This is a genomic window from Paraburkholderia sp. BL27I4N3 (assembly GCF_003386115.1).
Lineage (GTDB): Bacteria > Pseudomonadota > Gammaproteobacteria > Burkholderiales > Burkholderiaceae > Paraburkholderia.
The window spans coordinates 2243720-2255410 of sequence record NZ_QREJ01000001.1 but is presented as its reverse complement, the minus strand read 5'-3'; the positions used below and the strand labels follow the sequence as shown (position 1 = coordinate 2255410).

Sequence of the window (11691 nt, the reverse complement as noted above, 5' to 3'; positions counted from 1 at the left end):
ATGAAGATTCGTTGTGTGTGGGGGAGAGCGCGTGCCTCACCATGCGAGCCGCCATTCCGTGATCGGCGGACTCGCTACCGGAATGCGCGTGCCGTCGTGCGGCTCATCGACATCGTGGCCAGCGCGCTCATTGCGTGGTCCGCGTCGTGTGCCGTCGTGCTCGGCGAAATCGGCCAGCACCTCGTCGCGCAAACGGATGAAGCGGGGATCGTTGCGCTCGCGGGGGCGCGGCAATGCCACATCGACGATCCGCTTGATGCGGCCCGGTCGCGGCGCCATCGTGACGACGCGGTCGCCGAGGTAAAGCGCTTCGTCCACATCGTGCGTGACGAGGATCATCGTGATGCGTTCGTGTTCCCAGATGCGCTGCAGCTCGTTCTGCAAACGGCCGCGCGTGAGCGCGTCGAGCGCGCCGAACGGTTCGTCCAGCAGCAGCACGCGCGGACGATTCACGAGACCGCGCGCGATTGCCACGCGCTGCGCCATGCCGCCCGACAGTTGATGCGGGTACGAATTTTCAAAGCCCTTGAGGCCGACCAGGTCGATATGCTCGGCCACGGCTTCGCGTTTCTCGCGTGCGGAAAGCGGCGCGTTACGCAGCGCGGCGAGAATGTTTTGCGCTGCCGTGAGCCACGGAAACAGCCGGTGATCCTGGAACACGATGCCGCGTTCGAGCGACGTATCGCGCACCTTGTCTCCCGCAACGACGATGTCGCCGCTATAGTCGGTATCGAGCCCCGCGATCAATCGCAGCAGCGTGGATTTGCCGCAACCGCTCGAACCGAGCACGCTGACGAACTCGCCGGCGCGCACGCGCAGGCTGATGTCGTCGAGCACCGCGAGCGGCGTGCCGCCTTGCTGCGCGTAGTGCTTGCTGACGTGAAGAATGTCGATGCTCTCGGAGAGCGTGGAAGAAGTCATAAGCGGTCCGGAGAGTAAATGTTCGTCTACAGGTTCAGCGCGTCGCCGAGTTGAACCGGCGCGCAAAGATCGCCCGCTCCACGGCGCGCGCCAGCGCGTTCAACGCCCAGCCCGTCGCGCCGATCACGATCACGCCGAACAGCACCAGATCCATGCGGAACTGCTCGCTGCCGTCGATCAGCGTATTGCCGATGCCGCTGCCGGCCACCAGCAGATATTCAGCGCCGAGCGTGGCGAGCCACGAATAGATCAAGGCGAGATAGATGCCGGTGAAAATCGACGGCAGTGCGGCCGGCAGAATCACGGCGCGGATGAGCTGCCATCGCGAGTAACGAAAGGCGCGAGCGACTTCGATATAGGCGCGCGGCACAGCGTGGATGCCGTCGCAAGTGTGCGCGGTGACCGGCAGAAGCGCGGCGAGCGAGAGGAACACGACTTTCGCGACGTCGCCCAGACCGAACCACACGGAAATCAACGGAATCCACGCGAATAGCGAGATCTGTTTGAAAGTGTCGAAGCTCGGTCCGATCATGCGTGTGGCGAGCCGTGAAAAGCCGAGCACGCTGCCGAGCAGCAGGCCGCCCAGCGTGCCGATCACGAAGCCGCTCGCCTCGCGCGCGAGCGACGCCGAGAGCGCTTTCAAAAGCGCGCCGCTTTCGAACTGCTGCCACGCGGTGGCGAGAACCTGCGCCGGGCTGACGAGCAATCCGCTTTTGCTCACGTGCGCTGCTGAGACGGCCCACCAGATCGCGATCGCGACGACGGGCAAGACGGCGCCGCGCCAGTCGACGCGTGTCAGTAACGGGCGGCGCGGCTGGGCCGCGCGCCGGAAGGAAGCGGGCGCGCTGCAATCGCAGGATGCGCCGGCGGACTGTTGTTCGGGCTGATTGGAACGCTTGAAGAGCTTCATCGTAGTGGCCTCGCGTGTGGCGCCATGTGGGTGTCGTTCATGCGATCACTCGCGAAATGCCGATGGCTGTCCGCGGCGCAGGCGCGCTTCCAGCGCATCCAGCGCACGATTCACCGCATAACCGATTGCGCCGACCACGACCACCGACGCCATCACCAGATCGAGTTGAAAGAGTTGCCGTCCGTAGACGATCAGATAGCCGAGCCCTTCGGACGACGCCACCAGTTCGACGACCACCAGCGCGAGCCAGGCCTTGGTGAACGCGAGCCGCACGCCCGTGGCGAGCGTCGGCACCGCGGCAGGCAGCACGAGATAGACGATCCGTTGCCGGCCGCTGTACTCGAACACGCGCGCCACTTCATTCAACGCGGCGGGTGTCTGGCGGAATCCTTGCAGCGTGCTCAACGTGACCGGCACGAGCGCCGCGTGCGCGATCAGAATGTATTTGAGCGGCTCGCCCACGCCCACGAGCAACAGCAAAAACGGCAGCCACCCAAGCACTGGAATCTGCACCAGCGCATTGAAGCTCGGCAGCACATAAGCTTCGAGCGTGCGCGACAACCCGAGCGCCGCCCCGAGCGCAAAGCCGAGTAGCGTGCCCGCGCCGAAACCGAGCAGCACGCGTTGCAGGCTGACCAGCGTATTGCGTGCGAGGTCTCCGCTCTTTGCCAGCTCAATCAGCGTCTCGAACACGCGCTCAGGCGGCGGCAGAATCTGCGGCGCGATCCAGCCGCGCTCGCAACCCACGGCCCATAGTGCGAACAGCAGCGCGGGCAACGCCCACGGCGCGAGCCGCCACGCGAGTGCGCGCAGGCGCGGCTCACGAAACAGCGGAACGTGCGACGTTTGCGGCGTACCGGGCGGCGCGAGGCGTTCGCGTTCGACGTGGATTGCGGTTTCGCTCATCGTGATCGCTCCGGTAGTTAGCTGAGCGGTTTGCCGGCGGCGTCGTAACGCGTCCAGTAGTGGTCGAGTTTCTGCGTGCGCAGCGCGTTGTCGAGATATTTCGTTTCGAACCAGCCATCGACCTCGACCGGCTGGCGGATCAGTTTGAGGTTCAGCGCATCCGTCGCAACCGCTTTGTAGCGCCCCACGATGAACGGATCGATCAACGGCGAGTTGCGGTCCTTCAGCTTCTGATTGGCGAACTCGGCCTGCCACGACGAATAGGGCACGCCGCTCTTTGCCCACAGCTTGAAGAGCGCATCGCGGTTGGCTTCGTCGGAGGACCATTGGGCGCCTTGCACGAACACGTTGACGACGCGCTGCACGATATCCGGATGCGCATGATCGAAGTCGTCGACCACCAGCAGATGCGCCTGCCGCGTGAACTGCGGACCGTCGTTCTGTGATTCGTAGACCACTTTCGCGAGGCCTTGATCACGCAGTTTGTACACGTGGTAATCGTTGACCGACGCGTCGATGCCCTTGGAGGCCAGCGCTGCGAGCGAACTCGCTGTATCGAGATTGATCACGCGCAGATCGCGTTCGTTCAACTGATTGGCGGCGAGCGCGTTGTCGGCGACGAGTTGCAGATTGGTGCCGCGAAAGATCGACACGCGCCGGCCTTTCAGGTCCTTGATCGAATGCACATCCGAATCGGTCGGTACAGCCACCTTGATGCCGGTGCGCACGCCCGAGGCAAGTAGCAAGTGTGTTTTCAGGCCGTTGGCGCGGGCGAGCACAGCGGGCAGATCGCCCTGAAAGGCGAAGTCGAGCGATTTGTCGGCGATTGCTTCGTTGACCGCCGGGCCGGCGCCTTTGAAAAACAGCCACTCGACCTTGATGCCGTCGGCGGCGAATTCCTTTTCGAGCGACTGCTGCAATTGCACGGTCGCCGCCGGCGAGCCGCCGAAAGTGGGCGGATCTCCCGTGCCTTGCTGCGCGACGCCGATGCGGATCACCGCCGGCTTGTCGGCATAGGCGTGAACCGCGGCAAGCGAGAGGGTCGCCACGGCGACGAAAGACTTCAGCAGACGGAAATAGCGCATGCGCAGATACCAATCGATGAGTGGGGGAACGGGTGTGAAAGCTCGGGCTGGCGGTTAACCGGCGCGCCGGCCGCCGGGTCGCCGACCGTAGGAACTACACGTTAGATTCGCGTGCGCTCGAATCCAACCAATCATTGCAGATAAGAAAATCTGCAGAAGTGCGAACCGTGCCGCCAATAGCGCCACTGCACGGCACACCACCAGGCAAGCGCGGAAATCCCGATTTGCATAGTTGAATTCGTCGTTTTGCCGGCGTGTAACGAATGGCTACCATGCAACGCTTCAGCCATTCATGCGAAGTCCGGATCATGTCCACTGTTGCCTTTCCGTCGACCACCGTCGACACCCAAACGCCCGCTGAGAGCGCGGCGCGGCCCGCCGTCATTCGCAGCGCACAAGACGTTTCACGCATCGTCAATGCCGGCGCGGCGAAGGGCAGCAATGCGCGTATCGTGATTGCGATCGCGCTCGGTGGCGTCTTTCTGGATGCTTACGATCTGACCTCGCTTGCTTACGGCATCAGGGACATCGCGCGCCAGTTTGCGCTGTCGCCGGTACAGGTGGGCTTCGTTTCATCGGCCATTACTTTTGGGGCGATTCTTGGCGCGCTGTTCGGCGGCTACCTGACCGATCGCATCGGCCGTTATCGTGTCTTTATGGCTGACATGCTGTTCTTCGTGGTCGCGGCAATCGCGGCGGGCCTCGCGCCGAATGCGTGGGTGCTCGGCGGCGCGCGCTTTCTGATGGGTTTCGGCGTCGGTCTCGATCTGCCGGTGGCGATGGCGTTTCTCGCCGAGTTCTCGCGTGTAGCGGGCAAGGGCAACAAAGCGGCCAGCGTCGCTGCGTGGTGCCCCGCCTGGTACGCCGCCACGAGTACCTGCTATCTGCTGATTCTCGGGCTCTATGCGATTCTGCCGGAGCATCAGCTTGGCTGGCTGTGGCGTCTGACGCTCGCGTTCGGTGCCGTGCCCGCCATCGCGATCATTCTGGTGCGCAGCCGCTATATCAGCGAATCGCCGGTATGGGCCGCGAATCAGGGCAATCTCGACGAAGCCGCACGCATCCTGAAACGCACGTATGGCGTGGATGTCGTGGTCGAGAAAAACGACGCGCCGGTCAAAGCGCCGCGCGCCGCTTCATGGCGCAACTACGGCGTGCTATTCAATGCAACGTATCGCCGCCGCACGATTCTCGCGGTGGTGATCGGCAGCGCTTCTTCGTTTGGCTATAACGCGATCATCTTCGGCTTGCCGGTGATCATCACCAGCTTCTTTCATCAAGGACCGCTCACGACGATCATCGCCGCGCTGGCGTTGAACCTGGCATTCGCGTTCGTCGGCGGGCTGATCGGTGTGCGCACCGCGCCGACGGTCGGCGCATGGAAGATGACGCTGCTCGGACACGCGCTGCAGTTCGCCTCGCTGATCGGCCTCGCGCTGATCGGCAAACCCGGCAGCGGCGCGCTTGTCGTAGTGGCGATCCTGCTGCTCGGCGGCTATCTGTTCGGGCAAGGTTTCGGACCCGGCTCCCATTCGATGACCTATGCGTCGCTGAGCTATCCCACGTCGTTGCGCGGCATCGGGGTGGGTTTCAATCAGACCCTGGTGCGTTCCGCGTCGACGATCTCGCTGTTTCTCTTTCCGGTGCTCGCCGCCGCGCTCGGCACCAAGGTGTTCTGGCTCATCGCAATCGCGCCGCTGAGTTCGCTGCTCACGTTGCTGGTGATCCGGTGGGAGCCGTCGGGCTATGACATCGACAGCGAGGATTACGACGTCGAGTCGACATTGGCGGGAACGCGTTAATGTCCTCGCGTATCGCCCAACCGGATTCGCCGCCGCCGTCGCGCGCTCGCCGTCGCGTGCTGGGCCGTCTGGCGCTCGGCAGCCTGGTCGCCTCCCACGCCGCGGCAGCGAGCGAATTGCTCAAGCCGCTGGAGGTCGCGCCATCGAGCCGCGTGCCCGGCGCGCCCATCCTGGAGCATCCATACGGTGTGCCGTCGACGCATGAGGCGGATGTCGTGCGCCGCAGCGCACGCGCGTGGCCGCTGCCCGGCGCGGCTTCGTCGATGACGCCGCTCGCCGAATTGCACGGCACGCTCACGCCCAATGGTCTCGTCTACGAACGTCATCACGGCGGCGTGCCCGACATCGACCCCGATCAGCACCGGCTGGCGATTTACGGACTCGTACGGACGCCGAAACTCTTTACGATGGACGATCTGCTGCGCCTGCCCTCCGAATCGCGCATTCATTTTCTCGAATATTCCGGCAATACCGGCAATGAATGGAACGGGCCGAGCGGCATGCCGGTGCAACTCACGCATGGACTGCTGTCGTGCTGCGAATGGACCGGCGTGCGTCTTTCCACCTTACTCGAAGAAGTGGGCGGCGTAGCGGTCTCCGAAAGCGGAACAGCGGGCGGTTGGTTGCTGGCGGAGGGCGCCGACGCCGCTGCCATGACGCGCAGTTTGCCGTTCGAACGGATACTCGAGCGCGCGCTCGTGGTCTACGCGCAAAACGGTGAACGCTTGCGCCCCGAGAACGGCTATCCGTTGCGGCTGATCGTGCCCGGCTTCGAGGGCAATACCAACGTCAAGTGGCTGCGCCGGCTGAAGGTGGTCGACGCGCCGTTGCAGACGCGCGAGGAAACCTCGAAGTACACTAGCCTGCTTGCGAACGGCACCGCGCGACAGTTCGCGTTCGAGATGGACGCGAAGTCGGTAATCGCGCGGCCGTCGCCGGGGCACCGTCTGACCACGCACGGCTATTACCCGATCACCGGCCTCGCGTGGTCAGGACGCGGCACGGTTCGCAAGGTCGAAGTCTCGACCGATGGCGGCGCGACGTGGCGCGCCGCGCGCCTGGTCGGCGCGCTTCACGATCGCGCGTTGACGCACTTCGAGGCAGACTGGTGTTGGGACGGCGGCGCGGCCGCAATTCTCTCGCGCGCCACCGATTCGACCGGCTACGTGCAGCCGACACGCGCCGAGCTCGTCGCCGCGCGCGGTCTCAACTCGCAATATCACTACAACGCGATCCAGCAATGGCGCGTCGAGGCAAGCGGCGAGGTGCGTAATGCGTGAGGCACGTTTAAGACGCAAGCCCGCTCGCGTGGCGCTGGCCGCGTTGCTGTCGCTGACGGCGCTGACGTCGTGTTCGTCGGTGGCGCCGTCAGCGCGCAACGCCCCGGCGAGCCACGACATCGGCACGCCGCTCACCGCGCAAGACCTCGCGGCATGGAACATCGACATCGCGCCGAACGGCCGCGGCCTGCCGGCGGGCAGCGGCGACGTCGCCACCGGCGCGCACATCTTCGCCGCGAAATGCGCGGCGTGCCACGGCGCGCAGGGCCAGGGCGGCCTCGGCGATCAGCTGATAGGCGGGCAGGGCACGTTGACGAGCGCGAAGCCGAAACGCACCGTGGGCAGCTACTGGCCGTATGCGACCACGCTGTTCGACTACATCCGCCGCGCCATGCCCTACACCGCGCCCCAATCGCTTTCCGCCGACGAGGTGTACGCGCTCAGCGCATACCTGCTCAACCAGAACGGCATCGTGCCGGCGAATACGCGGCTCGACGCGGCGTCGCTGCCGCGCGTGGTCATGCCCAATCGCGACGGTTTCGTCGCCGATCCGCGTCCTGGGCGGCTTTGACGGGGCCTCGCGGGAACCCATCTGGAGTCGGCCGGCTGGCCGCAGCGCGTTAAAGCATCGGGTTTATCACTGCAGCAGATATCGGTATCGGATTTGCTTCGTTGTCGAGGCGCGCGCGTGCCGGTAAATTCGTCTGACTGCGCCCTTGCCGGCGTTTCCGAACAGATTCGACCAAGAGTTTCCTGTGACGACTGCCTTTGCATCCACCGCCGCCAGTGAGACTGGCCACGCTCATCAGACCCAGCCCATCGAAATTCGCGCGTTCGGCGGCCCCGTCGGCGCTGAAGTGCTCGGCCTCGATCTCAGCCAGCCACTGAGCGACGACGATTTCCGCCGCATTCACCGCGCGCATCTCGATCATCACGTGCTCGCGTTTCGCGATCAACGCATCACGCCGGATCAGCAGATCGCCTTCAGCCGCCGCTTCGGTCCGTTGCAGATTCATGTGCTGCATCAGTTCCAGTTGAAGGGCTATCCGGAAGTGCTGATCGTCTCCAACATCGTCGAAAACGGCCAACCGATCGGTCTCGGCGATGCCGGTCACTACTGGCATTCCGACCTGTCGTACAAGGAGAAGCCGAGCCTCGGCTCGCTGTTGCACGCGCAGGAATTGCCGTCGGAAGGCGGCGACACGCTGTTCGCCAACATGCATCTGGCGTACGACGCGCTGCCCGCGCATTTGCGTGCCGCCGTGGAAGGACGTTCGGCGGAACACACGTATCTCGCGAAGTACGCGGAACTGCAAAAACGCAGCCCGTGGCGCCCGAATCTCTCCGCCGAGCAGATCGCGCAGGTCAAGCCGGTGGTGCATCCGATCGTGCGCACGCATCCGGAGACCGGGCGCAAGGCGCTCTTTGTCAGCGAGCATTTCACGACCCGTGTGATCGGTTTGCCCGAAGACGAGAGCAAGCAATTACTCGATGAACTCTTCGCGCATAGCGTGCGGCCGGAACATTTGTACCGGCATCAATGGGCCGAACACGACATGGTGTTCTGGGACAACCGCTCGTTGATGCATCTCGCGGCCGGCACACCGGATCATCTGCGCCGCAAACTGTATCGCACGACGATTGAAGGCGACGTGCCGTTTTAACGACAACGTAGCCCGCTTATTACCATCACACGCTGACCGGAGTTCCGATGCTCGCCATGTTTCGCCCGACCGCTGCGCGGTCGTCTTTCCCTCACCGTTTAACCGCGACGTTGCTGACTTTGTCGACGGCGGTGGCCGGCCTCGGCGCAGCCGTGCCCGCGCATGCCGAAGGGCAGATCCGCGTGGCCGAACAGTTCGGCATCGTCTATCTGCTGCTGAACGTGGCGCGCGATCAGCAGTTCGTCGAGAAGGAAGGGCGCAAGCAGGGGCTGGATATCAAGGTCGACTGGGTGAAGCTCTCGGGCGGCGCCGCCGTCAACGACGCGCTGCTTTCCGGCGCGGTGGATATCGCCGGCGCGGGCGTCGGCCCCCTGCTGACCATCTGGGATCGCACGCATGGCAAGCAGAATGTGAAAGGCGTGGCGTCGCTCGGTAATCTGCCGTACTACCTGATCAGCAACAATCCCGACGTCAAGACGATTGCCGACTTCACCGAGAAAGACCGCATTGCGGTGCCGGCCGTCAACGTCTCGGTGCAATCGCGCGTGCTGCAATACGCGGCGGCGAAACGTTGGGGCGACAAGGATTACAACCGGCTCGACAAGTTCACCCAGGCTTTGCCGCATCCGGACGCGGCCGCGGCGATCATCGCGGGCGGCACGGAAATCACCGGCCACTTCGGCAATCCGCCGTTCCAGGAGCAGGAACTGGCGGGCAATCCGAAGGCGCACATCGTGCTGAATTCCTACGATGTGCTGGGCGGCCCGAGTTCGGCGACCGTCCTGTACGCAACGGAAAAATTCCGCGACAACAATCCGAAAACGTATCGCGCATTCGTCGACGCACTGGCCGACGCAGCGCGCTTTATCACGGCGAATCCCGATGCCGCGGCCGATATCTACATCCACACGAATCAGTCGAAGATCGACCGCAATCTGCTGCTGAAGGTCATCAAGGATCCGCAGGTGCAATTCAAGGTCGCGCCGCAGAACACGTTCGGGCTCGCGCAGTTCATGCATCGAGTCGGCGTGATCAGGAACGAACCGAAGTCCTGGAAGGATTATTTCTTCGACGACCCGGCGACCGCCACCGGAAGCTGATCATGAAGGCATACGCGAGCATCGCTGGATATTTAACGGCCCGAGTGGTCGGCTTACAGGGAGCGATCTGATGGTGGCCAATCCTACCGTGCTGTTTCCGAAGCAGGCTGAAGCAGCCGCGCCGGCGACCAGCGAAAAACTGCTCGCGGTCGAAAACGTCAACCTCGAATACCGCACGCGTGAGCGGATTGTGCGCGCGACCCACGACGTGAGTTTCGACGTCTACGGCGGCGACCGTTTCGTGCTGCTGGGACCGTCCGGGTGCGGCAAGTCGACTTTGCTCAAGGCGGTGGCCGGCTTTATCGAACCGACGTCCGGCAGCATCTCGCTCGACGGCCAGATTGTGCGCGGTCCCGGCGCCGATCGCATTGTCGTGTTCCAGGAGTTCGACCAGTTGCCGCCGTGGAAGACCGTACTGCAGAACGTGGCCTTTCCGCTGCGTGTCGCGAAGAAGCTCTCGCGCGCCGAGGCCAACGAGCGGGCGCTGCACTATCTGGAGAAGGTCGGGCTGGCGTCGTTTGCCAATGCTTATCCGCATACGTTGTCGGGCGGCATGAAGCAGCGCGTCGCGATTGCCCGCGCGCTGGCGATGCAACCGCGCGTGCTGTTGATGGACGAACCCTTCGCCGCGCTCGACGCGCTGACTCGCCGCAAGATGCAGGAAGAACTGCTGCGTCTGTGGGAGGAAGTGAACTTCACCCTGCTGTTCGTCACGCATTCGATCGAGGAAGCGCTGGTGGTCGGCAATCGCATCCTGTTGCTGTCGCCGCATCCCGGCCGTGTGCGCGCGGAACTCAACAGCCATCAATATTCGCAGGACAGTTTCGGCCGCAGCGATTTTCAGCGCAGCGTCGCGCGTATTCATCACCTGTTGTTCGAAGAGACGGAGGCCGGGCAATGAGTTCTCCCGCCACTTTGCTGCCGCCGGTTCGCGACGAGTACGAGCGTCCGCTCGAACCGCTCGGCGAACTTGTGCTCGAAGCGCCGCTGCCGCTCGGCAAGCGCATTTTCGCGCAAAGCTGGTTGCGCAAGACGCTGATTGCACTGGTGTTGATCGGCATCTGGGAAATCGCCGCGCGCGCGATCGACAACGATCTGTTGCTGCCCACGTTCGGCGCGACGTTCAGTGCGTTCGTACAAGGCGTGTGGTCCGGCGAACTGCTGCAAAAAACCGCCGTGTCGATGTCCGTGCTGCTGCGCGGCTATCTGCTCGGCGCGGCGCTCGCCTTCTTGCTGACGTCGCTCGCGGTGTCGACGCGTCTGGGCCGCGATGTTCTGTCGATGCTGACGGCGATGTTCAACCCGTTGCCGTCCATCGCGCTGTTGCCGCTCGCGTTGCTGTGGTTCGGCCTGGGCACCGGCAGCCTGCTGTTCGTGCTGGTTCATTCGGTACTCTGGCCGCTCGCACTGAACACCTATTCCGGTTTTCAGTCGGTGCCGGCGACGCTGCGCATGACGGGTCGCAACTATGGGCTCACCGGCCTGCGCCATGTGCTGCTGATCCTGGTGCCGGCGGCGTTGCCGGCGATTCTCGCGGGCTTGCGGGTGGGTTGGGCGTTTGCCTGGCGCACGCTGATTGCCGCCGAACTCGTGTTCGGCGCGAGTTCAGGCAGTGGCGGCCTCGGCTGGTACATCTTCCAGAATCGCAACGAGCTGTACACGGACCGCGTTTTCGCGGGCCTCGCCGCGGTGATCGTGATCGGCTTGCTGATCGAACACGTGGTGTTCGATACGCTCGAACGCGTAACCGTGCGGCGCTGGGGCGTGCAGCACTGAAGGCTCCTCAGCGCACATACGGACACGCCGTATACGCGACGGGCGGCGGCGCATCGCGTTGACGAGTACGATAGTGCGGCAGGGCGCTTGCATAGCTCGCACGCTGCGCCGCACAAAGCAAGTTGACGAAAACTCCCGGTTGCTCCCGCTGCCGCCGTGGACTACAAACCTGAAGCTGCGCACGGTCCGCCGCCAACGGGCCGTGCATCTCATTGAGCACGATGTTTCGTAACGAGGCGTGCGGCCC

11 protein-coding genes are annotated in these 11691 nt (G+C 63.9%); 7 read left to right on the top strand and 4 right to left on the bottom strand.

Going from position 1 to position 11691, the window contains the following annotated elements; all coding sequences use genetic code 11:
• Positions 1–36: 36 nt before the first annotated feature.
• Genes B0G71_RS10375 through B0G71_RS10360 form a run of 4 tightly spaced genes read right to left on the bottom strand, consistent with a single transcriptional unit; the run spans position 37 to position 3822 of the window.
• A complete protein-coding gene (locus B0G71_RS10375) occupies positions 37–921 on the bottom strand; it encodes an ABC transporter ATP-binding protein (RefSeq protein WP_116141471.1) in 885 nt (294 codons plus the stop codon).
• Positions 922–955: 34 nt separating this feature from the next.
• Complete coding sequence (locus B0G71_RS10370) at positions 956–1831, bottom strand: ABC transporter permease (RefSeq protein WP_116141469.1); 876 nt, start codon at positions 1829–1831, stop codon at positions 956–958.
• 45 nt (positions 1832–1876) lie between these two features.
• The gene (locus tag B0G71_RS10365; RefSeq protein ID WP_116141467.1) at positions 1877–2737 is read right to left on the bottom strand and encodes an ABC transporter permease; all 861 of its coding nucleotides are present in this window, start codon (positions 2735–2737) and stop codon (positions 1877–1879) included.
• Positions 2738–2754: 17 nt separating this feature from the next.
• The gene (locus B0G71_RS10360) at positions 2755–3822 is read right to left on the bottom strand and encodes an ABC transporter substrate-binding protein (protein WP_116141465.1); all 1068 of its coding nucleotides are present in this window, start codon (positions 3820–3822) and stop codon (positions 2755–2757) included.
• Between the two features lie 308 nt (positions 3823–4130).
• Between B0G71_RS10360 and B0G71_RS10355 the strand changes: the two genes are divergently transcribed.
• The 7 genes from B0G71_RS10355 (at position 4131) to B0G71_RS10325 (ending at position 11444) form a co-directional block, all read left to right on the top strand.
• A complete protein-coding gene (locus B0G71_RS10355) occupies positions 4131–5624 on the top strand; it encodes an MFS transporter (protein ID WP_116148478.1) in 1494 nt (497 codons plus the stop codon).
• Complete coding sequence (soxC, locus tag B0G71_RS10350; protein WP_116141464.1) at positions 5624–6904, top strand: sulfite dehydrogenase; 1281 nt, start codon at positions 5624–5626, stop codon at positions 6902–6904. Before B0G71_RS10355 ends, soxC begins: the two co-directional genes overlap by 1 nt.
• Entirely contained in the window at positions 6897–7475 is a 579-nt protein-coding gene (locus B0G71_RS10345) for a c-type cytochrome (protein ID WP_116141462.1), read from the top strand. The genes soxC and B0G71_RS10345 overlap by 8 nt, the downstream gene beginning before the upstream one ends.
• Positions 7476–7659: 184 nt before the next feature.
• A complete protein-coding gene (locus B0G71_RS10340) occupies positions 7660–8568 on the top strand; it encodes a TauD/TfdA family dioxygenase (RefSeq protein WP_116148476.1) in 909 nt (302 codons plus the stop codon).
• 47 nt (positions 8569–8615) lie between these two features.
• On the top strand, positions 8616–9668 hold the full coding sequence (locus B0G71_RS10335) for an ABC transporter substrate-binding protein (RefSeq protein ID WP_116141461.1): 1053 nt from the start codon (positions 8616–8618) through the stop codon (positions 9666–9668).
• Between the two features lie 70 nt (positions 9669–9738).
• Positions 9739–10569, top strand: a complete 831-nt coding sequence (locus tag B0G71_RS10330; protein WP_116141459.1) for an ABC transporter ATP-binding protein — start codon at positions 9739–9741, stop codon at positions 10567–10569.
• Positions 10566–11444, top strand: a complete 879-nt coding sequence (locus tag B0G71_RS10325; protein WP_116141457.1) for an ABC transporter permease — start codon at positions 10566–10568, stop codon at positions 11442–11444. Before B0G71_RS10330 ends, B0G71_RS10325 begins: the two co-directional genes overlap by 4 nt.
• The last annotated feature ends 247 nt before the right edge of the window (positions 11445–11691 follow it).

Excerpts from the sequence above, each read along its gene's own strand:
- B0G71_RS10375 (WP_116141471.1), bottom strand. The coding sequence starts at position 921 with ATGACTTCTTCCACGCTCTCCGAGAGCATCGACATTCTTCACGTCAGC.
- B0G71_RS10370 (WP_116141469.1), bottom strand. The coding sequence starts at position 1,831 with ATGAAGCTCTTCAAGCGTTCCAATCAGCCCGAACAACAGTCCGCCGGC.
- B0G71_RS10365 (WP_116141467.1), bottom strand. The coding sequence starts at position 2,737 with ATGAGCGAAACCGCAATCCACGTCGAACGCGAACGCCTCGCGCCGCCC.
- B0G71_RS10360 (WP_116141465.1), bottom strand. The coding sequence starts at position 3,822 with ATGCGCTATTTCCGTCTGCTGAAGTCTTTCGTCGCCGTGGCGACCCTC.
- B0G71_RS10355 (WP_116148478.1), top strand. The coding sequence starts at position 4,131 with ATGTCCACTGTTGCCTTTCCGTCGACCACCGTCGACACCCAAACGCCC.
- soxC (WP_116141464.1), top strand. The coding sequence starts at position 5,624 with ATGTCCTCGCGTATCGCCCAACCGGATTCGCCGCCGCCGTCGCGCGCT.
- B0G71_RS10345 (WP_116141462.1), top strand. The coding sequence starts at position 6,897 with ATGCGTGAGGCACGTTTAAGACGCAAGCCCGCTCGCGTGGCGCTGGCC.
- B0G71_RS10335 (WP_116141461.1), top strand. The coding sequence starts at position 8,616 with ATGCTCGCCATGTTTCGCCCGACCGCTGCGCGGTCGTCTTTCCCTCAC.
- B0G71_RS10330 (WP_116141459.1), top strand. The coding sequence starts at position 9,739 with ATGGTGGCCAATCCTACCGTGCTGTTTCCGAAGCAGGCTGAAGCAGCC.
- B0G71_RS10325 (WP_116141457.1), top strand. The coding sequence starts at position 10,566 with ATGAGTTCTCCCGCCACTTTGCTGCCGCCGGTTCGCGACGAGTACGAG.